Raw genomic sequence first — 20,029 nt, 5'->3', positions numbered from 1 at the left:
CGCGAGACCTCGCTTGTCGTCAGCTTCGCATGAAGCCTTCGCACTCGCCCTCGGCCCAGGCGAGTGTCTTTTCCATGCTTTCACCCTGGTAGTACCGCAGGCACATCTTGGTCAGCGTGGCCTGGAAGTAGATCTGCTGCGCGATCTTGGGCGGCGCGGGCGAGGCCGCAATCGACAGCGTCTGGTGCTTGTAGGGGTTCGGATAGTGGTAGAGCGTCCCCTTTGGCGGCGCTTGCTCCGCCCAGACCTTCAAGGTCGTGAGCTTTTCGTAGGCCGGCAGGTCATAGCCACCGCTTGCGACCACCATCTTCTCGATCGATGCGGGTTGCGACAGGTGGGACAGCAGGCTCTTGGCCGCCTCCTTGTTCTTCGAGAACGACCAGATCGACCAGAAGAACGGCAGATAGGGCGCGAAGCGTCCCTTCGGCCCCGCCGGGAACCCGTGCGTCCAGCACTGCTCCGCGACTTGCGGAGCATCGCGCTTGGCGACCGCCCACGCGCTCGGCGGATTCAGGATCATCGCGCCCTTGCCGGCGACCAGCCACTTGTTGTTGGACGCGTCGTCCCATGCCGCCACATCGGGCGGCAGGAAGGCGAGCAGCTTCTTGTAGTAGTCGAGGGCCTGGCGCACCGCGTCGGTCTTGACGGTGAGATTGCCCTTCGCATCGACCAGCTGCGCGCCGAACGACTGGAAGATCGCGCCGGCGGTGTCGACGCTGTCGCTGGTTTCGCCGAGGCCGATACCGAACGGGAATCCGGCCTTGTGGCAGGCTTCAGCCGCCTTGAGGAACGTATCGAGGGTCCAGTTATCGGCTTTCGGCTCGCTTCCGACCGGATACATCTCCTGCACGTCGATGTTGGCGTGTTTCTTCATCAGGTCGATGCGTGAGCAGGGACCCTTGATCTGGCTCCCGACGCTGGCGGGAACGCCGAGCCATTTGCCGCCGGCCTGGCCGAGATATTTCACCGTGCCGTTGACATCGCCGTTCAGCTTGAGGAGCGGATCCATGATGTCGTTGACCGGCTCGAGCAACTCGGCGTTGGCCTGCGGCCACCATGTCGGCATCTGGAAAATATCGTGACCGGATTTCGCCTGCGCCTCGGCGGCGATGGTGACGATGTTCTTGTTGCCCTGGCTGGTGATGTAGTCGATCTGGACCTCGACCTTCTCCTTGGCAGCCCATTCATTGACCAGCTCGGTGGACGCACTGTTCGCGCCGGGCACCCAGTGATCCCAGAAGCCCATCGAGAGCTTTCCGGCTGCGTAGGCGCCACGCACGTAGGGGGCTGTAATCAGCGCGGCCGATGACAGCGCTGTCGCTGCGACGAATTCTCGGCGCGAGAGCTTCTTCCGTGACATGGCATTCCCTCCCTGGTAGCCAACGGACAAAAGACTTTTTGAATCCCGTTGTTGTTTTTGTGCGTCGCGTTTGCGCGACGTCGCGGGATTGCGTTGACACCGATCAGAACAGAATTGCCGGCATCTGTCGAGAAACGAGATGCTGATGCCAACTAGAACTAACGTTGTGGTCAAATAGCAGGCAGTGTCGTTCGCATCATTGCAGTTGCCGGCGGTTTGCCGCGCGTCTTGCGATCATGTTGCGACGCACGCGGAGGGTGACGCAGACAAGGAAGCAGACGGTGCGCGGTTGAGCCGCAGCTTTCCGGTCAAGCCTCAGCGAACTCTGTTCCGCCATGGTGATGCCCGGCGCGGCCGATAGACTTGCCGAAGCCGGAAACGCTAAAGTCCGGATTCGTCGAACCTAACCCCGCATCAATTCCGCAATCCACCACCGATCACGGAGACCCGATCATGCTCATCCCGGTAGCGAAGCTGCGAGCGCAATGGAGATTGTGCGCCGCGGTTGGGGCCGCCACCGTCACGTTGCTCGCGGTGCCTCATATGGTCGATGCGCAGATCGTGCAGGGCGTCGAAAAGGGTGCGCGCGAGGGCAACAAGGCCGCCGGGCCGGTCGGCGGCGTTCTCGGCGGAGCCATCGGCGGCGTTGTCGGGGTGGTGACCGGCGTAACCGGGGTGTTCACCGGCAACAATGGCAACAACGCCAATGCCGGCAGCGGCAAGAACGCCCAGGGCGCGGCGGCCGGCGCCAAGGCCTCCAAGTCGGCCAAGGCCGCCGCCAAGGACAAGGGCGCGAAGCAAGCGCCGACCGTGCTGACCCAGGCCGGCGCGCCGCAGCTGACGGCCGAACAGATCGTCGCCAACAGCGACGCCAACATCGAACGGATCAAGAAGGAGCTCAACCTGACGCCGGAGCAGGAGAAGAACTGGGCCGGCTTCAACAGTGCGATGCACTATCTCGGCCACAACGGCGCCGACCGCCTCAACCTGCGCATCGCGCGGGCGCAGCGCGATCCGCCGGATGACATCATCGAGCAGATGCGCAACGAGGCCCAGTTCCTCAATGACAGGGCGGTCGATCAGCGCGGCGTTGCCGACGCCGCCGAGCCGCTGTTTGCCAGCCTTGACGACAAGCAGAAACAAATCTTCATCAACGAAATGGTCCGCCTGAGCCACGAACGCGGCCTCGACTGAGAGGTCTCGCCGGCCAAGTGGGGACGAATAGCCGGGCCACCAAGCCCTGGGGTAGGTTAAAGGCGCAGCACCCGGCTATTCTGCCGCAGCGGCGCGGCCCGGTTAATTCGTCATTCAATGTTGAAGAAAAACGGACCGGATCACGCCCGAGTGATGGCCGAGTCAGGGCCTTGTCGGGAACCATCCACAGCGCCTGAGGCCAGCGCGGATTGAGCCGTCAACGGTCGGGACATCGGCGCGCAAAAGCGGCGATGTCCTTCGGATTCTATGCCGGCAACCAGCGATCCGGAAAAGCCGGCGCTTAGCTCTTCGGGAAGTTCAGCTCCACGCCGACGCCGTCCGGATCGTAGAGGAATATCTGGATGTCGCCGGTGCGCGGCACGATCTGCTCACGGAAGGTGACGTTCTTCGACTGCAGGCGCTTGCGCACGGCTTCGACGTCGCTGGCGGCAAAGGCGATATGGTCGAGGCGGCCGGTGTCCTCATATTTCTTCGCGGTGCCGCGCACCACGATGCCGTCGCGCGGCTTGCGCGTGCCCATCAGATGGACTGTGGCCTGGCCGCCCGAATAGAGCCAGTAGCCGGGGAAATCGAGCGGCGGCCGTTCGCCGTTCTCGAGCCCGAGCACATCACAATAGAACGCCTTGGTCTTCTCCAGATCCTGCGGCTCGATGGTGTAATGCTGTAGTCCACCCAATGGCATGGTTCTTCTCCTTGAGAAATCGGGTTAAACGAAGCTGAGGTCGGCATCGACGCCCAGCATCCAGGCGCCGACCGTCTCGAAATGGCTGAAGCGGCCCTGCAATTGCTGCGTCACGGTGTGGATGTCGCGGAAGCGCCGCTCCAGCGGATGACCGTCGAAGATCGCGGTGGCACCGGCGGTGTTGTAGGCGAAATCGACGGCCTCCCGCGCTTTGTGGATGGCGTGCGTGGCCGCCATCCGGATCGTCATGCGCTGTGCGACCGTGATGCTGTGGCCGGCAACCAGGTCCTTCCAGATGTCGGCCATCGACTGCAGCAGGAAAGCGCGGGCGGCGCGCAGATTGACCTCGGCCTGGGCGAGGCCGGACTGCACCACGGCATTGTCCCGCAGCGTCTTCTTCATGCCGCGCGGCACCTTGTTGCGGGCGACGTCGACGAAATTGTCGAGCGCGCTGCGGGCAATGCCGCAGGCGACCCCGGCAAAGCCGATCTGGTAGCAGGTGTGGTTGCTCATCCGATACAGCGGGCCATCCTCGCGACACTCGCGGTCGAATTCGCGGGTGATCGAATGGTCCGCGCGGACGAAGAAGTCATCGAGCGCGAACTGGTCGCTGGCGGTACCGCGCAATCCGACCGTGTTCCAGATGTCGGTCCATGCGACGTCCTCGGTCCGCACCAGCATGGTGCGCTCGACCTGCTCGCCATTGGCATCCCGGCGCGGCGAGCCGTCCGCGGCATAGACCGGGCAGTGCGCGCCGAGCCAGGTGGCGTGCCGTCCGCCCGAGGCAAACGACCAGACCCCGGTGACGCGGTAGCCGCCCTCGCACTCAATGGCCTTGACCTTCGGGCCGGGGCCCCAGGCGAGCACGGCACGCGGGTCGGCAAACACTTCCTGCGCGACCGGCAGGTCGAGATAGGCCGCCGACATCGCGCAACCGCCGGCCTGGCTCAGGCACCACGCCGTCGAGGCATCCGCCTTGGCGATGGTCTCGATGGCATGGAAAAAGGTGACGGGATCGGTTTCGATCCCGTTGGTTGAACGCGGCAGCAGCAGGCGGAACAGCCGCGCCTCATGCAGCCGGTCGAGCAGGTCGGGCGGCAGGCGGCGCGTCGTTTCGATATCGTTGGAGGCGGCCGCCACCGCGTCCCTGATCGCCTCGGCGCGGGTGATCACGTCGCGATCGCCGATGAGGTCCGCAGAAGTCACATTCATGTTCGCCTCCCTCAGGCGCGCCGGATCGTTGCGGAGGCCGCGACGTCGACCGTCGCGTTGAGCTCCTTGTCGATCTGCTCGATCGATTTGCCCCGGGTCTCGAGCCCGAAGAACAAATAGACGGCACCCGCCATCAGGAACCAGCAGCCGAGATAGACAAAGGCGGTCGGGATCTGGGTCAGTGGCACGTCGGGCTTGAGGTAGTTGTTCGAACCGACGATCAGCGCAAGCCCGACCGGCCCGATGATCTTGCCGATCCCGCCGAAGCCATAGGCAGAGCCCATCCCCGTGGTACGCAGATGCGACGGCCAGACCTCCGCCGCGTAGGGACCGACGATCGCAAAGCCGCCGTCGGCGAAGAAGAAGGCGGCGGCCAGCAGCAGCCAGAACGCCGACATGCCGAACAAAGTCGCGTCGTAGTGGTAGCCGGCAATGATGGTCAGCGCGCCGGCGCCGAGGCCGAGCAGGCCGCCGGCAACACGCCGTCCGAGCAGCTCAGAGAACCAGGAGAACGAGATGCGGCCGAGGAAGCCGGTGACGCTGAGCAGGATCATCATCTTGGCGGCTTCCTGCGGCGTCACCTTCAGGAGCAGCACGAACAGCGCGGGGGCCCATAGCGTGATGCCGTAGACGCCGGTTTGCGCGCCGGCATTGCCGAGCCAGGAGACGATCAGGCTGCGCGGATATTTGAACAGATCGAACCAGCTCGTCGTGACGACCGGACCGGCGTCGGCTGCGCTCGGCAGCGGCAGCTCCGACGGCGGCACTTGCAGCGCCCAGGCCAGCGACTTGCGGGCTTCGTCATAGCGTCCTTGCCGGCACAGCCAGCGCGGCGACTCCGGGACCCAGATCCGAACCAGCAGCACCAGGACCGACGGCAGCACGCCGATCGCAAACAGCAGCCGCCATTGATCGGTTCCCATGACAGCCCCCAGCACCGCGCCGAGGCCGACGCCGAGCGGGATCACGCAGGTGACGAGGCCGCCGACCCAGCCGCGCTTGTGCGACGGCATGAACTCCTGCACCAGCGGCAGGTCGACACAATAAAGACCGCCGACGCCGGTGCCGACGAAGAAGCGCAGGATCGCCAGATAGACCCAGCCGTTATCGGGCGTGAAATAGAGCAGGCCGGTCGCGATCGAGAAGTTCAGCACCGTGCCGATGAAGACGATACGCCGCCCGACCCGGTCGGCGAGCCAGCCCCAGAGGTAGGCGCCGAGGATGGCGCCGATACCGGAACTCATCAGCACGGTGGCCGACTGGCCGAAGGTGAGCTTCCACGGTCCGATCAGGAACGCGAGCACGAAGCCGATCAGGAAGTAGTCGAAGAATTCCAGCGCATCGCCGATGATGGCCGCCGCAAGGATCTTGATCTGGTTGCCGGTCAGAGTCGTCCGGCGATCGAGAATCTCGAACATGGCGCGTCTCCCCATGGCGCCTGTTCATTATTCCCCGGAGCGTGCGTCGCGCCAGCGCATCGCCCATAGGATGAGGCTATCCTCGCGCCAGCGCGAACGACAAGCCCGCGCCGACGCGGGGCTCATCTGCATTGTCGCGATAAGCGGTTCGGCGTACTGCTGCGCACAAATGGTGGTGCGAAAGCCCGATGCGAGCCGCCGGAGCCGTTGACTCCTGCAATGCCGATCGCCCACGTTTGCGTGAAGAACATTTGGGGAGGCCGGGTGGACGAAAAGCGTAAGCATCCGCGAACCGAGGTCAATGAACCCGGCTATGTCTCGTCGGGCGGTTCGGTCATGCATTGCACGATCGTGAACATCTCGCCGGAAGGGGCGGCCATCGAGGTCGAGAATCCGGCCTTCGTCCCGCATAGATTCCGCCTGGTGATGGCCCGCGACGCCTCTGTCGTCTATGAGTGTCAGGTGATCTGGAGCAAGAAGACGCGAATTGGAGTGAGTTTCGTGGCGACCGCCTGAGCGCGGCAATCTCGATTGGGGACGCCCATGAACCAGCATGCCAAGGAGCCCGGGTTTCGTTGCTGGAACAGCAGGTGATCCGCCGATGACTCCGGAACCTGCAACGATCTGCCTTGGCTGCTGGCAAAATCTGCATATGCCGATCCCGTTGCGCGGTCCTTTGGCGGCGCCGTTCCGTCTGTTCGGCGTCCGGCCGAGCCGCATGAACCCGAACACATGCACGCTCTGCGAGATGGCCTTCTCGAAGATCATGAAGGCGCGCGCCGTGACCATCGACGCCACCATCCTGTTCGCCGATCTGCGCGGCTACACCACGCTGACGCAGACCATCGCGCAGGACGGGCTGACCTCGCTGCTCGACGCGTTCTACGACGACTGCGCCGCCGCGATCTGGCGCTATGACGGCATCCTCAACAAGACCATCGGCGACGCCGTGTTCGCAATCTTCAATTTCCCGGTGCGGCGCGACGATCATGCCGTGCAGGCCTTGCTCGCTGCGCGCCAGATCCAGCGCAGTTTTCGCGACAGGCACGATGCGCTGGTGCGGGCGATCGGCGCCGGCGACATCGAGATCGGCATCGGAATCGGAATGGATAGCGGTGACACCAATTTCGGTGAGTTCGGCCAGGCCCACCGCGACCTGACGGCAGTCGGCACGGTGGTCAATCGCGCGGCACGCGCGCAGGCGGCCGCCAGGTCAGGCGAGATCCTTGTGACGACGGCCGTGCGGGATCGAACCCGCGACATGATCACGGCAGCTGGTGCCGATTACACCCTGAAGGGCTTCGACCAGCCCGTCACATTGTTTCCTGCGTGAATCGGCTTTCGCGTGAATTGACGCGGCGCAAAAAAGACGGCTCCAGCGTGCAACTGCGCGCCGAAGCCGTCGGGGATGGTCGTTTGCCGATTACGAACGCCGCCTCAACGCAAGGTCGGCGGCTTGGTTCCAGCCCGGATGAAAAGCTTCGAACCGGCATCAGCGCCACATGCCACGCATCCGGGCGCCGATGTCGATCGGCGGCGCGCGATTGGCCGCGGATGCCTGCGCGGTCGCGGCGCGCGGCCAGGTGGTCCGTTCGAACATCGGCAGCAGTCGTTCCGGGATGAAGCGGGTGCGCGAGGCATACATGTGGCGGTCGCCCTTGGCGGCCTGGCCGTGGACGAAGAAGCGCTGCGGCACCAGCAGATGCAGATCGTCCTTGGCGCGGGTCATCGCGACATAGAGCAGGCGGCGCTCCTCCTCGAGTTCGGCCGACGTGCCGGCGCCGAGGTCGGAGGGCATGCAGCCGTCGACAACATTGAGCACATAGACGGATTTCCACTCCTGCCCTTTGGCGGAATGAATCGTCGACAGGATCAGATAATCCTCATCGAGCAGCGGCACGCCAGCCTGGTCGCTGGTCGCATCGGGTGGATCGAGCGTGAGTTCGGTGAGAAAACGCTCGCGTGACGGGTAGCCGGCGGCGATCTGCTCGAGCTGAATGAGATCGGCGCGGCGCACCTCGCTGTCCTCGTGGATGCGATCGAGATGCGGTTCGTACCAGAGGCGGGCGCGTTCGATGTCGACGGGCCATTCCGAGTAGCGGAGGTTCTCGATGGCCTCCACGAACAGCCGCCAGTCTGCACCGGCGCGGGGCGGGGCGGGCAGTGCGACGAGCGCAGCAATCGGATCGGCGGCCTCGGTCATGCGGTCGAGCACCCGCTGCGCCGAGGCCGGTCCGACGCCGGGCAACAGATGCAGGATGCGGAAACCTGCAACCCGGTCGCGTGGATTGGCGGCGAAGCGCAGCAGCGCCAGCATGTCCTTGACATGCGCGGCGTCGAGGAATTTGAGGCCGCCGAATTTCACGAACGGAATGTTGCGGCGGGTCAGTTCGACCTCCAGCGGTCCGCTGTGCGAGGAGGTGCGGAACAGCACCGCCTGGTGCTTCAACAGGGTGCCTTCCTCACGATTGGCCAGCACCTGCTCGACGATGTAACGGGCCTGATCGGCCTCGTCGCGGATCGTGACGAGTAGCGGCTTGCGGGTCGAGGTCCGGTCGGTCCACAGGTTCTTGGTGAAGCGTTCCTTGGCGAGCGAGATCACGCCATTGGCGGCCGACAGGATCGGCTGCGTCGAGCGATAGTTGCGGTCTAGCGTGACGATCTCGGCGGCCGGGCTGAACTGGGCCGGAAAGTCGAGGATGTTGCGCACGGTGGCGGCGCGGAACGAATAGATCGACTGCGCGTCGTCACCGACCACGGTGAGCCCGCGGCCCGCGGGCTTGAGTGCGAGCAGGATCGAGGACTGCAGGCGGTTGGTGTCCTGATATTCGTCGACCATCACATGGTTGAAGCGGCCGCCGATCTCCTCGGCCAGCGCAGTGTCCGTCACCATCTGGGCCCAGTAGAGCAGGAGGTCGTCGTAATCGAGCACGTTCTGCCGCTGCTTGGCTTCGACATAGGCCCCGAACAGCTGTTTCAATTCACTGGCCCAGCCGGAGCACCACGGGAAGAACTGGCCGAGCACGGCTTCGACCGGCATTTCCGCGTTCACGCAGCGCGAATAGATCGCAAGGCAGGTGCCCTTGGTGGGGAACCGGCTTTCGGTGCGGGAGAACCCGAGATCGTGGCGGACCAGATTGATCAGGTCGGCGGAATCCTCGCGGTCATGGATCGTGAAGGCCGGGTCGAGGCCGATACGCTCGGCGAATTCGCGCAGCAGCCGCGCGCCGATGCCGTGGAACGTGCCGGCCCAGCTCAGTGCATCGGTCATGACCGAGGCGCGATCGCCGAGCACGCGGCGCGCAATGCGCTCGACGCGGCCGGCCATCTCGGCGGCGGCGCGTCGCGAAAAGGTCATCAACAGGATGCGGCGCGGATCGGCGCCAGCGACGATCAGATGCGCGACGCGATGAGCGAGGGTGTTGGTCTTGCCGGACCCCGCGCCCGCAATCACCAACAGCGGCGCGCCGACGATGCAATCCTTGCCGACCCCGTGCTCGACAGCGCGGCGCTGCTCGGCATTGAGCGCATCGAGATAGGCTGTGTTGGCAAGATCAGTCACGAATCACCCCCACGAAACGCTAACAGACATTGCGATTCATTGGGGCCGACGCGCCGAGGCGGACGCAGAGAAATTAGATTGACATTAACGCGGCGCGGCGCACAACCCCGCCATGGGTGACGTATCCAAATCCGACACGCCGCTGAAGGCGACGTTCAAGGTGCGGCTGAACGGCGAGACGGTGACGCTCGCGACCGTGGGCCAGGCCTATAGCTTCATCAGCAATCTCAGCGCCGTCGAATGGATGGAGTTCCGCTCGCTGCATGACGAGGCATTGGTTGCGCTCGAGAGAGCGGCCGGTAACGCCATGCTGACGGTGCAAGCGACCAACGCTTTGCGGATGCTGTTCGTCCGCGCGAAATTGCTTTGAAAAGAAAATGAGCCGCCTTGGTGTTCCCTTGGCCCTCCAAGGCGGCCCGAGAGTGCGGCTGAAGCGCATCACGCACCCGGCCGTCGCGTGTACCGCCGTTACCTTGTTTGCGGCCATAACGAGCAGGGCCTTACGCAACCACGGCCGATTCGGCTGTAGCCGCCGCACCACAATCAGGAGCCAACGTCGTCGACCAGGCGGTCATACACGAGCGCAGACCGGAGGTTCATGGTTGCGATCTTCAGATAGCTCGGCTCGCGCATGGCGTTGTTGAACATCATGATCGCCGTCTTCCAGTAGCCGCGCTCGCGCTGATCCAGGTTCAGCGCGGACAGGTAGTCCGCGGCGTCGCCGACCGTCGCGAGCGTTCGCCCGTCCTTCAGCGCAATCGGGAACGCAAGCGGCGACCGCTTCTCCAGCTCCAGCACGTCAGGCTCCCCCAGGACCAAGCAGCAATAAGACAAAGCAGCAATAACAGGAACAGACCTAGCTGCGCCGCTATATCAAAGCCTTAAGGGGACGTCCGGCCTGGCTGGAGCGGACGGTTCAGAAAGAATCCGCCAGCGCGATCTCCGCCTTCAGCGCATCGATGCGCCGTTCGGCTTCCTCGGACGTCAGGTCGCGTGCGTACTGGTTCGGCTGATAGGCCTCCTCGGCGAGGCTCCTCAACCGCAGCGCCTGGGCACGGGTCATCAGCCCGCCAAGCCGCTCCGCAACCCCACCATATCTTACCGCTGCCACGCTCATTGCTTGCCTCGCTTGCTGGATCGTGACTTGACAATATGTTCTATTTTTGTTCTAACAGGCCATGGACAACAAGATCAATGAAATTCGGCGCAAGATCAGCACGTTGCGAGCTGAGATGACCCTGATCGAGGCGTCGATCCGGGATCAGGTCAACCGCGACCTCGATTGCAGTGAAGCGTCGTACCGGTTGATGGCGATGCGAGCCGAAGTGGCCCAACTGGTCGGCCGGTGGAAGGCCGCCGGCGGCGGCGAGCGTCTCCCCACGGTCCGGGAGCGGCTCAGTCGGAGCTTCGAGGACCGCGCCGGCACGAAGGTCAAGGTGGACAAGGACAAGGCGAAGCCTACGCCCGGTCACAGCAACGCTCGGGTGTGATCCGGGGGTTTGTCCAAAGAAGGGAGCCTCGAACACCGGCTCAGGCCCAAATCAGGTTTCAAGGACGGAACCCGGACCGCAGGATCTGCATTTTCTTGTGGTGAGAGCCAATACCATAGCATCGCCCAACGCCATGATCGCCGATCCGACCGCGCCACCGCGGGCATCGATGAATGACGATCGCAGTCCACTGCTGACGCTGATCTCCTGCATCAGCTGCATCAGGACGATGCGGCTCGAGAGCAGCCATCCGGGCAGCGAGGGCAGGGATATTCTTCAGTACCGCTGCGAGCAATGCAGCCGCATCGAGCGGGTGCAGTTGGTGCGGCGAAGCTGGCCGGCGGAACGCTAGCCTGTCGATTTTGAACTAGTGTCCCGAATCCGAAGTTCGCATCATTTGCCGCACCTTCGGAGCGAACTTCGGATTCGATAAGGACACTAGCAAACTTATGATTCTAGTGTGCTTTATGAATGCGAAGTTCGTGAAAGTGGCTGCCGCGAAATCGCACGAACTTCGCATTCAGCACACTAGGAGCGGGCGTTCGCCTTTGGTCTTGCCGCGACGTCTTGCGCGGTGGCATCGAACTCGCTCGAAGCGTTGCCGGATGGCCCGCTCGTCGTGCTGCCGACGCCGTGCCCCGTCAACTTTGCGAGTTCGCGGCTGAGGTCGTGGATGTGGTACGGCTTGCGTAACACCGGAAAGTCGGACCTCACGTCGCGTGCGCTCGCGCTGTAGCCTGTCGTCAGCAGGATCGGCAGCTCGGGCTTTCTGTCCCGGATCGTGCGCGCCAGCTTCAGTCCATCGATCCTGCCGGGCATGACGATGTCGCTGAACACCACATCGATCCCGTTGGCGTCGATTTCCGACAAGGCGGCCTCCGCGTTCGAGGCCCAGCGCACGGTGTAGCCGAGCTGTTCGAGCAGGCCCGTACTCGCATCGGCGACGGCAGGATTGTCCTCGATCAGCAGGATCGTGGCCAAGCCGGGCGTGCTGTGCCCCGTAGCCGTGCGCTTTGCGGCCGCAGTCCCGCGCGGGAGATAGATGCTGACCGTCGTGCCCTTGCCGAGCGCGCTTGTAATCTCGACCCGGCCATCCGCCTGGTGCGCGAAACCGTGAACCTGGGACAGCCCAAGGCCGGTCCCTTTGCCGACCGGCTTGGTGGTAAAGAAGGGATCAAAGACCTTGTTCATGACATCGTCTGGAATGCCTTCGCCGGTGTCGGTAATGCTGACGACCACCTGGGCGGCTTCCGGGACATTGCGCGCCGCGACGGTCAGCGTGCCGCCGCCGGTCATCGCATCCCGGGCATTGACCACGAGGTTGATCAGCGCGGTCTCAAATTCCGTCGGATCGACGAAGATCGGCCAGAGATCCGGTCCGATCTCCATGTTCAGCTTGATCGCGCCGCCGAGCGCGCTGGTCAAAACCTCTCGCACCGCGGCGATCCTGTCGGCGACGTTGATGGTCTGCGGATTGACACTCTGCCGACGCGCGAAGGTGAGGAGCTGCCTGGTGAGGGACGCGGCACGCTCGGATGCGGTTTCGATCGCGCCGAGTGCAAGCGTGCCCCGTTCGCTCGTCACCTCGCGCTTGATCCGGTGCAGATTGCCGGAGATGATCATCAGCAGGTTGTTGAAGTCGTGCGCGACGCCGCCGGTCAGTTGGCCGAGCGCATCCATCTTTTGCGATTCCGCAAGCTGACGCTGCACCTGTTCGAGCTTCTGATGCGCGTCGCGCCGCTCGGAAATATCCCGGGTGATCTTGGCGAAGCCGACCAGGCTGCCGTCGGTATCGCGGATCGGATCGATCACGACGCTCGCCCAGAAGAACGAACCGTCCTTGCGGACCCGCCAGCCTTCCTCCACGTAATGCCCGGTCTCTTCCGCGATCTTGAGCGCATGGGCGGGCTTGCCGGCAGCCTGGTCGGCCGGCGTATAGAACCGCGAGAAGTGCTGGCCGATGATTTCGCCGGGCGAATAGCCCTTGATGCGCTCGCCGCCGGCGTTCCAATTGGCGACGATGCCGGCCGGCGTCAGCATATAGAGCGCGTAGTCGGTGACATTGCTCACCAGCAGGCGGAACTGGCTTTCGCTGGCCTCGAGATCCGCGCGCGCCTGATGCCGCTCGGTGATGTCGCGGGTAACCATTGCGTAGCCGACGAGCTTGCGCTTCTCGTAGATCGGATCGATGACCACAGCGGCGTAGAATTGCGACCCGTCCTTGCGGACAGACCAGCCGTCGGCCGCCGAGTGCTTTTCCTTCCGCGCCAACTGCAGCGCTCTCGCCGGAACGCCGGATGCGCGGTCCTCGGCAGGATAGAAGACCGAGAAGTGCTGGCCGAGGATCGTCTTGGCCGGATAGCCCGTGATGCGCTCGGCGCCCTTGTTCCAGTCGATGACCCGGCCATCGGGGCCGAGCGTGCAAATGGCGTAGTCGACCACGCCGCCAGCCACCGGCCGACGATCGTGCCGGCTCTCGACGATGCCCCGTTTGAGTTGTTCTGATTTCTTAACCATCACCGATCCTGCCCCCGCCCGAAACGCGCGGGGATGGTCAATGTTCCATGCGAGCACGAGGACCGGGCGATCAGGGCCGGCTCCGTCGTTCTTCGGAAAAGTTCGGCCAACGGTCGGAACTTTTGGTTCCAATCGCGATTAAGGTACTCGGTTTGCGTCACAAATTGCGGTTTTGGCGTTTTCCCGCTTGAATAGATCAAGGGCAGTCATTCTTATGGTCACACTGGCTTTTCCGAGTCTCTGGATTCGCGGCCAGCGCGTAGGGGAAATTACATGACCGATGTCGGTTCGTCGCCTCGTCCCCGTGCTGATACACGCCGCAGCCAGCAATCAAACGGAAGCCTCGATTCCTCGCATGACCTGCTGCAATCGCTGCAGGCGATGCGCGCCGGCGACTTCTCGGTCCGGATGCGTGGCGACTATCTCGGCATCGACGGCAAGATCGCGGACGCCTTCAACGAAATCGCAGCCGCCAACGAGCGCATGGCGCAGCAATTGGCGCGCGTCGGCCAGGTCGTCGGCCGCGAGGGACAGACCCGCCAGCGCGTCAATTTCGGCCTCGCCAGCGGCGCCTGGGCCGATATGGAGAGCTCGGTCAATACGCTGATCGACGATCTGCTGTGGCCGACCCGCGAGGTCACCCGCGCGGTCGCTGCGGTGGCGCAAGGCGACCTGCTGCAGACCGTGCAGCTCGACGTCGAGGGCCGGCCGCTGCGCGGCGAATTCCTGCAGTCGGCGAACATCGTCAACACGATGATCAAGCAGCTCTCGGTGTTCACCTCGGAGGTCACGCGCGTGGCGCGCGAAGTCGGCACCGAGGGCAAGCTCGGCGGCCAGGCCCAGGTCCCGGAAGTGACCGGCGTCTGGAAGGACCTGACCGAGAGCGTCAACTCGATGGCCAACAATTTGACCGGCCAGGTCCGCAACATCGCCGAGGTGACGATCGCGGTCGCCAACGGCGACCTGTCCAAGAAGATCACGGTCGACGTTCGCGGCGAGATCCTGCAGCTGAAGGAAGCCATCAACACGATGGTCGATCAGCTGCGTTCGTTCGCTTCCGAAGTGACGCGCGTGGCGCGCGAGGTCGGCACCGACGGCAAGCTCGGCGGCCAGGCAATCGTGCCCGGCGTCGCCGGTACCTGGAAGGACCTCACCGACTCGGTGAACGCGATGTGCGGCAACCTGACCGCCCAGGTGCGCAACATCGCCAACGTGACCACGGCCGTGGCGCGCGGCGACCTGTCGCGCAAGATCACGGTCGACGTCAGCGGCGAGATTTTGGAGCTGAAGGACACCATCAACACGATGGTGGACCAGCTCAACTCGTTCGCCTCGGAAGTGACGCGCGTGGCGCGCGAGGTCGGCACCGAGGGCAAGCTCGGCGGCCAGGCCCAGGTGCCCGGCGTTGCCGGCACCTGGAAGGATCTGACCGACAACGTCAACTTCATGGCGTCGAACCTGACCGCGCAGGTGCGCAACATCGCCGACGTCGCGACCGCGATCGCCGGCGGCGACCTCTCGAAGAAGATCACGGTCAACGTGTCGGGCGAGATCCTTCAGCTGAAGGAAACGCTGAACACGATGGTGGACCAGCTCAACGCGTTTGCGTCGGAAGTGACGCGCGTGGCGCGCGAGGTCGGCACCGAAGGCAAGCTCGGCGGCCAGGCTAACGTGCTCGGCGTCGCCGGCACCTGGAAGGATCTGACCGACAACGTCAACTTCATGGCGTCGAACCTGACCGCGCAGGTGCGCAACATCGCCGCGGTGACGACGGCGGTCGCGGGCGGCGACCTCTCCAAGAAGATCACGGTCGACGTGCGCGGCGAAATCCTCGAGCTGAAGGACACCATCAACACGATGGTCGACCAGCTCAACGCCTTCGCCGGCGAGGTGACGCGCGTGGCGCGCGAGGTCGGCACCGAAGGCAAGCTCGGCGGCCAGGCCGAGGTGCGCGGCGTCGCCGGCACCTGGAAGGATCTCACCGACAGCGTCAACTCGATGGCCTCGAACTTGACCGCGCAGGTGCGCAACATCGCTGAGGTCGCGACCGCGGTGGCGAAGGGCGACCTGTCGAAGAAGATCACGGTGAACGTGTCGGGCGAAATCCTTCAGCTGAAGGAAACGCTGAACACGATGGTGGACCAGCTCAACGCGTTCGCCGGCGAGGTGACGCGCGTGGCGCGCGAGGTCGGCACCGACGGCAAGCTCGGCGGCCAGGCCGAGGTGCCCGGCGTCGCCGGCACCTGGAAGGACCTGACGGACAGCGTCAACTCGATGGCCGGCAATCTCACGGCGCAGGTGCGTAACATCGCCGAGGTCGCGACCGCGATCGCCGGCGGCGACCTGTCGCGCAAGATCACGGTCGACGTGCGCGGCGAGATTCTTCAGCTGAAGCAAACGCTGAACACGATGGTGGACCAGCTCAACCGCTTCGCGGGCGAGGTGACGCGCGTGGCGCGCGAGGTCGGCACTGACGGCAGCCTCGGCGGCCAGGCCAACGTGCCCGGCGTCGCCGGCACCTGGAAGGACTTGACCGACAACGTCAACTCGATGGCCGGCAACCTGACCGCGCAGGTCCGCAACATCGCCGAGGTGACGACCGCCGTGGCGCGCGGCGACCTGTCGCGCAAGATCACGGTCGACGTGAAGGGCGAAATCCTCGAGCTCAAGAACACCATCAACACGATGGTGGACCAGCTCAATGCGTTTGCAGGCGAGGTGACGCGCGTGGCGCGCGAGGTCGGCACCGAGGGCAAGCTCGGCGGCCAGGCCGAAGTGCCCGGCGTCGCCGGCACCTGGAAGGATCTGACCGACAACGTCAACTTCATGGCGTCGAACCTGACCGCGCAGGTCCGCAACATCGCCGAGGTCGCGAGCGCGATCGCCGGCGGTGACTTGTCGAAGAAGATCACCGTGGACGTGCGCGGCGAGATCCTGCTGCTCAAGGACACCCTGAACACGATGGTCGAGCAGCTGCGCTCGTTCGCCGCCGAAGTGACACGCGTGGCGCGCGAGGTCGGCACCGAGGGACGGCTCGGCGGCCAGGCCGTGGTGCCCGGCGTCGGCGGCACCTGGAAGGATCTCACCGACAACGTCAACCTGCTGGCCGCGAACCTGACCACCCAGGTGCGCAACATCGCCGAAGTCACCACCGCGGTGGCGCGCGGCGACCTGTCGCGCAAGATCACGGTCGACGTGAAGGGCGAAATCCTCGAGCTCAAGAACACCATCAACACCATGGTCGACCAGCTCAACGCCTTCGCCGGCGAGGTGACGCGCGTGGCGCGCGAGGTCGGCACCGAGGGTAAGCTTGGCGGCCAGGCCGAGGTGCGCGGCGTTGCCGGCACCTGGAAGGACCTCACCGACACCGTCAACGTCATGGCGGTCAACCTGACCGAGCAGGTGCGCGGCATCGTCAAGGTGGTGACCGCGGTCGCCAACGGCGATCTGAAGCAGAACCTGACGGTGAAGTCGAAGGGCGAGGTGGCCGCGCTCGCCGACACCATCAACAACATGACCGAGACGCTTGCGACCTTTGCCGAACAGGTCACCAGCGTGGCGCGCGAGGTCGGCGTCGAGGGACGGCTCGGCGGTCAGGCCAACGTGCCCGGCACGGCCGGCACCTGGAAGGATCTCACCGGCAACGTCAACCTGCTCGCGGCCAACCTGACCTCGCAGGTGCGCGCGATCGCGGAAGTGGCGACCGCGGTGACCAAGGGCGACCTGACGCGCTCGATCCAGGTCGACGTCCGCGGCGAGGTCGCCGAGCTCAAGGACAACATCAACACGATGATCGGCAACCTCCGTCTCACCACGGAGCGCAACACCGAACAGGACTGGCTGAAGACCAATCTGGCGCGCTTCACCAACATGCTGCAGGGCCAGCGCGATCTTGCGACCGTCGGCCGGCTGCTGCTGACCGAGCTTGCACCGCTGATCAACGCGCATATGGGCGTGATCTACCAGGTCGACAATCCCGAGAATGCGCAGTTGCGCCTGTTGTCGGCCTATGCCAGCGACAGCAGTAATCCGCATCCGCAGATCGTCCAGTTCGGGGAGGGATTGATCGGCCAATGCGCGCTCGACAAGCGCCAGCGTCTAGTCTCCGAGATTCCCGGCGATGCGGTGCCGATCAATTCGGCCTTGATGCGGATCATGCCGAAGAACCTCGTCGTGTTTCCGGTGCAGTTCGAGAACCAGGTCAAGGCGGTGATCGAGCTGTCCTCGATCTCCTCGTTCACGACCTCGCAGATCACCTTCCTCGAACAGTTGACCGACAGCATCGGCATCGTGCTCAATAGCATCGAGGCGACGATGCAGACCGAGGCGCTGCTCAAGCAGTCGCAACAGCTCGCCGGCGAGTTGCAGACCCAGCAGAAGGAATTGCAGCAGACCAACGATCAGCTGGAGCAGAAGGCCCAGCAGCTGGCCGAACGCAATGTCGACGTCGAGCGCAAGAACCAGGAAATCGAGCAGGCGCGGCGCGCGCTGGAAGAGAAGGCGACCGAGCTGTCGCTGACTTCGAAGTACAAATCCGAATTCCTCGCCAACATGTCGCACGAGTTGCGGACGCCGCTGAACTCGATCCTGATCCTGGGCCAGCAGCTCACCGAAAATCCCGACGGCAATCTGACCGGCAAGCAGGTCGAGTTTGCCCGCACCATTCACGGCGCCGGCACCGACCTGTTGAACCTGATCAGCGACATCCTCGATCTCTCCAAGATCGAGTCCGGCACGGTGACGGTCGACGCCGAGGAAATTCTGACATCGAGCCTGCTCGAGACCGTCGGACGGCCGTTCCGGCACGAGGCGGAGAACCGGCATCTCTCGTTCAGCATCGATGTCGATGCCAATCTTGCGCGCAGCATGGTGACCGACTCCAAGCGGCTGCAGCAGGTGCTCAAGAACCTGTTGTCGAATGCGTTCAAGTTCACCGCGGAAGGCGGCGTCAGCCTGACCGTGTCGGCCGCGCTCGGCGGCTGGAGTGTGGAGCATCCGATCCTCAATGCGGCGCCCGCGGTCGTTGCGTTCGAGGTGTCGGATACCGGCATCGGCATTCCACAGGACAAGCAGAAGCTGATCTTCGAGGCGTTCCAGCAAGCCGACGCCGGCACCAGCCGCAAATATGGCGGCACCGGTCTTGGACTGGCGATCAGCCGTGAGCTCGCGGGTCTGCTCGGCGGCGAGATCCATCTGCGCAGTGCGACGGGCAAGGGCTCGACCTTCACGCTCTATCTGCCGCTGAAATATGCCGGCCCCTCGGTGGCACTGCGTCAGCAGGCTCAGCCGATAGCGATGCCGCATACACCGGCTCCGGCGCTGCAGGTGTCAGGCGCGCAGGAGCGTGTGATCGAGCAGCTTCCGGACGACCGGCTCAATCTCGAGCCCGGCGACACCATCCTGCTGATCGTCGAGGACGATCCGCATTACGCACGGGTGCTGATCGATCTGGCGCGCGACAAGGGCTTCAAGGTGCTGGTCGCAAGCCGCGGTGCCGAAGCTCTGGATCTGGCCAAGCAGTTCCAGCCGAGCGCGGTGTCGCTCGACGTCTTCCTGCCCGACATGCTGGGTTGGACGGTGCTGAGCCAGCTCAAGCACAATCCGCTGACCCGTCACATTCCGGTTCAGATCATCACGCTCGACGAGGACCGGCAGCACGCGCTGGCGCGCGGCGCGTTCTCCTTCGTCAACAAGCCGACGACGACGGAAGGCGTCAGCGCTGCGCTGTCGCAGATCAAGGAATACGCCAGACCACGCCGCAAGCGCCTGCTGATCGTGGAGGACAATGCGGCGGAGCAGCTCAGCATTACCGAACTGCTCGGGCACGAGGATATCGAGATCGTGACCAGCGGCACCGGGGCAGGAGCGCTCTCAACGATGCGCGAAAATCCGTGCGACTGCGTCGTGCTCGACCTGCGCCTGCCCGACATGAGCGGTTTCGAAGTGCTGGACCAGATCCGCAAGGACGAGACGCTCTCCAATATTCCCGTTGTCGTGTTTACCGGCCGGGAACTCTCAGCGGAAGAAGACGCGGAACTGCATACGATGGCGCGCAGCATCGTCGTCAAGGGCGTGGAATCGCCGGAGCGTCTGCTCGACGAAACGTCACTGTTCCTGCACCGTGTGATCACGGAATTGCCCGTCGAAAAACAGAGGATGCTGGAGAAGCTCAATAGTTCCGACGAGGATCTTATTGGCAAGACCGCACTGCTGGTCGACGACGATGCCCGCAACATCTTCGCGCTCTCGAGCGTGTTGGAGCGGCGAGGTATGAAGGTGTTGACTGCGACAACCGGTCACGAGGCCATCTCGCTGGTCGAATCCAATCCCAAGATTGCGATCGTGCTGATGGACATCATGATGCCGCAGATGGACGGTTACCAGACCATCGGCGCCATCCGGCAAAACTCCGCCTTCGCGCGGCTGCCGATCATCGCGCTGACCGCGAAGGCGATGAAAGGCGATCGAGAGAAATGCCTGGAGGCAGGCGCGTCCGACTATCTGGCGAAACCCGTGAACACCGAGCAACTGCTGCTGGCGATCCGCATGTGGCTGCACCGCTGATCGGCGATC

The 20,029-nt window shown here is 64.1% G+C and carries 15 protein-coding genes; 7 read left to right on the top strand and 8 right to left on the bottom strand.

Features of this window, described 5'->3' with window-relative positions:
- Positions 1–19: 19 nt before the first annotated feature.
- A complete protein-coding gene (locus QA635_RS22255) occupies positions 20–1,360 on the bottom strand; it encodes an ABC transporter substrate-binding protein (protein ID WP_028340671.1) in 1,341 nt (446 codons plus the stop codon).
- Between the two features lie 453 nt (positions 1,361–1,813).
- On the opposite strand from QA635_RS22255, the gene QA635_RS22250 reads away from it, so the two are divergent.
- Positions 1,814–2,554, top strand: a complete 741-nt coding sequence (locus QA635_RS22250; protein WP_425249046.1) for a Spy/CpxP family protein refolding chaperone — start codon at positions 1,814–1,816, stop codon at positions 2,552–2,554.
- Positions 2,555–2,855: 301 nt separating this feature from the next.
- Here the strand turns inward: QA635_RS22250 and QA635_RS22245 are convergent, their stop codons facing one another.
- From QA635_RS22245 to QA635_RS22235, 3 genes are read right to left on the bottom strand one after another with little or no spacing between them, the layout of a single operon-like run.
- Positions 2,856–3,257: a VOC family protein gene (locus QA635_RS22245; RefSeq protein WP_283061472.1), complete on the bottom strand. Its 402-nt coding sequence runs from the start codon at positions 3,255–3,257 to the stop codon at positions 2,856–2,858.
- A 24-nt stretch (positions 3,258–3,281) separates the two neighbouring features.
- On the bottom strand, positions 3,282–4,469 hold the full coding sequence (locus QA635_RS22240) for an acyl-CoA dehydrogenase family protein (protein ID WP_283061471.1): 1,188 nt from the start codon (positions 4,467–4,469) through the stop codon (positions 3,282–3,284).
- An 11-nt stretch (positions 4,470–4,480) separates the two neighbouring features.
- Complete coding sequence (locus tag QA635_RS22235; RefSeq protein ID WP_283061469.1) at positions 4,481–5,887, bottom strand: MFS transporter; 1,407 nt, start codon at positions 5,885–5,887, stop codon at positions 4,481–4,483.
- 219 nt (positions 5,888–6,106) lie between these two features.
- Here QA635_RS22235 and QA635_RS22230 point away from each other — a divergent pair, with 219 nt between their 5' ends.
- The gene (locus QA635_RS22230) at positions 6,107–6,403 is read left to right on the top strand and encodes a PilZ domain-containing protein (RefSeq protein ID WP_249794477.1); all 297 of its coding nucleotides are present in this window, start codon (positions 6,107–6,109) and stop codon (positions 6,401–6,403) included.
- Positions 6,404–6,488: 85 nt separating this feature from the next.
- A complete protein-coding gene (locus QA635_RS22225; protein ID WP_225646743.1) occupies positions 6,489–7,220 on the top strand; it encodes an adenylate/guanylate cyclase domain-containing protein in 732 nt (243 codons plus the stop codon).
- A 159-nt stretch (positions 7,221–7,379) separates the two neighbouring features.
- Here the strand turns inward: QA635_RS22225 and QA635_RS22220 are convergent, their stop codons facing one another.
- On the bottom strand, positions 7,380–9,449 hold the full coding sequence (locus QA635_RS22220) for an ATP-dependent helicase (protein WP_283061467.1): 2,070 nt from the start codon (positions 9,447–9,449) through the stop codon (positions 7,380–7,382).
- 112 nt (positions 9,450–9,561) lie between these two features.
- On the opposite strand from QA635_RS22220, the gene QA635_RS22215 reads away from it, so the two are divergent.
- Entirely contained in the window at positions 9,562–9,819 is a 258-nt protein-coding gene (locus tag QA635_RS22215) for a hypothetical protein (protein ID WP_057018676.1), read from the top strand.
- A gap of 173 nt (positions 9,820–9,992) precedes the next feature.
- Here the strand turns inward: QA635_RS22215 and QA635_RS22210 are convergent, their stop codons facing one another.
- A complete protein-coding gene (locus tag QA635_RS22210; protein WP_283061466.1) occupies positions 9,993–10,247 on the bottom strand; it encodes a hypothetical protein in 255 nt (84 codons plus the stop codon).
- Between the two features lie 118 nt (positions 10,248–10,365).
- Positions 10,366–10,566, bottom strand: a complete 201-nt coding sequence (locus tag QA635_RS22205) for a DUF3072 domain-containing protein (RefSeq protein ID WP_026192767.1) — start codon at positions 10,564–10,566, stop codon at positions 10,366–10,368.
- Between the two features lie 61 nt (positions 10,567–10,627).
- On the opposite strand from QA635_RS22205, the gene QA635_RS22200 reads away from it, so the two are divergent.
- Both QA635_RS22200 and QA635_RS22195 read left to right on the top strand, forming a co-directional pair.
- Entirely contained in the window at positions 10,628–10,939 is a 312-nt protein-coding gene (locus tag QA635_RS22200) for a hypothetical protein (RefSeq protein WP_283061464.1), read from the top strand.
- Positions 10,940–11,072: 133 nt separating this feature from the next.
- Entirely contained in the window at positions 11,073–11,291 is a 219-nt protein-coding gene (locus QA635_RS22195; protein ID WP_016845796.1) for a hypothetical protein, read from the top strand.
- A gap of 176 nt (positions 11,292–11,467) precedes the next feature.
- On the opposite strand, the gene QA635_RS22190 is transcribed toward QA635_RS22195, so the two are convergent.
- The gene (locus QA635_RS22190; protein ID WP_341850379.1) at positions 11,468–13,456 is read right to left on the bottom strand and encodes a hybrid sensor histidine kinase/response regulator; all 1,989 of its coding nucleotides are present in this window, start codon (positions 13,454–13,456) and stop codon (positions 11,468–11,470) included.
- Positions 13,457–13,837: 381 nt separating this feature from the next.
- Between QA635_RS22190 and QA635_RS22180 the strand changes: the two genes are divergently transcribed.
- A complete protein-coding gene (locus tag QA635_RS22180) occupies positions 13,838–20,020 on the top strand; it encodes a HAMP domain-containing protein (RefSeq protein WP_425249201.1) in 6,183 nt (2,060 codons plus the stop codon).
- Positions 20,021–20,029: the final 9 nt, after the last annotated feature.

It is taken from the genome of Bradyrhizobium brasilense, assembly GCF_029714345.1.
Lineage (GTDB): Bacteria > Pseudomonadota > Alphaproteobacteria > Rhizobiales > Xanthobacteraceae > Bradyrhizobium > Bradyrhizobium australafricanum.
Note: the sequence above shows the minus strand (reverse complement) of the source record. Positions and strands in the feature narration are given on the sequence as shown.

What these genes read in the sequence shown, in the direction of transcription:
- QA635_RS22255 (WP_028340671.1), bottom strand. Translation starts at nt 1,360, where the DNA reads ATGTCACGGAAGAAGCTCTCGCGCCGAGAATTCGTCGCAGCGACAGCG.
- QA635_RS22250 (WP_425249046.1), top strand. Translation starts at nt 1,814, where the DNA reads ATGCTCATCCCGGTAGCGAAGCTGCGAGCGCAATGGAGATTGTGCGCC.
- QA635_RS22245 (WP_283061472.1), bottom strand. Translation starts at nt 3,257, where the DNA reads ATGCCATTGGGTGGACTACAGCATTACACCATCGAGCCGCAGGATCTG.
- QA635_RS22240 (WP_283061471.1), bottom strand. Translation starts at nt 4,469, where the DNA reads ATGAATGTGACTTCTGCGGACCTCATCGGCGATCGCGACGTGATCACC.
- QA635_RS22235 (WP_283061469.1), bottom strand. Translation starts at nt 5,887, where the DNA reads ATGTTCGAGATTCTCGATCGCCGGACGACTCTGACCGGCAACCAGATC.
- QA635_RS22230 (WP_249794477.1), top strand. Translation starts at nt 6,107, where the DNA reads ATGCCGATCGCCCACGTTTGCGTGAAGAACATTTGGGGAGGCCGGGTG.
- QA635_RS22225 (WP_225646743.1), top strand. Translation starts at nt 6,489, where the DNA reads ATGACTCCGGAACCTGCAACGATCTGCCTTGGCTGCTGGCAAAATCTG.
- QA635_RS22215 (WP_057018676.1), top strand. Translation starts at nt 9,562, where the DNA reads ATGGGTGACGTATCCAAATCCGACACGCCGCTGAAGGCGACGTTCAAG.
- QA635_RS22205 (WP_026192767.1), bottom strand. Translation starts at nt 10,566, where the DNA reads ATGAGCGTGGCAGCGGTAAGATATGGTGGGGTTGCGGAGCGGCTTGGC.
- QA635_RS22200 (WP_283061464.1), top strand. Translation starts at nt 10,628, where the DNA reads ATGGACAACAAGATCAATGAAATTCGGCGCAAGATCAGCACGTTGCGA.
- QA635_RS22195 (WP_016845796.1), top strand. Translation starts at nt 11,073, where the DNA reads ATGATCGCCGATCCGACCGCGCCACCGCGGGCATCGATGAATGACGAT.
- QA635_RS22190 (WP_341850379.1), bottom strand. Translation starts at nt 13,456, where the DNA reads ATGGTTAAGAAATCAGAACAACTCAAACGGGGCATCGTCGAGAGCCGG.
- QA635_RS22180 (WP_425249201.1), top strand. Translation starts at nt 13,838, where the DNA reads ATGCGCGCCGGCGACTTCTCGGTCCGGATGCGTGGCGACTATCTCGGC.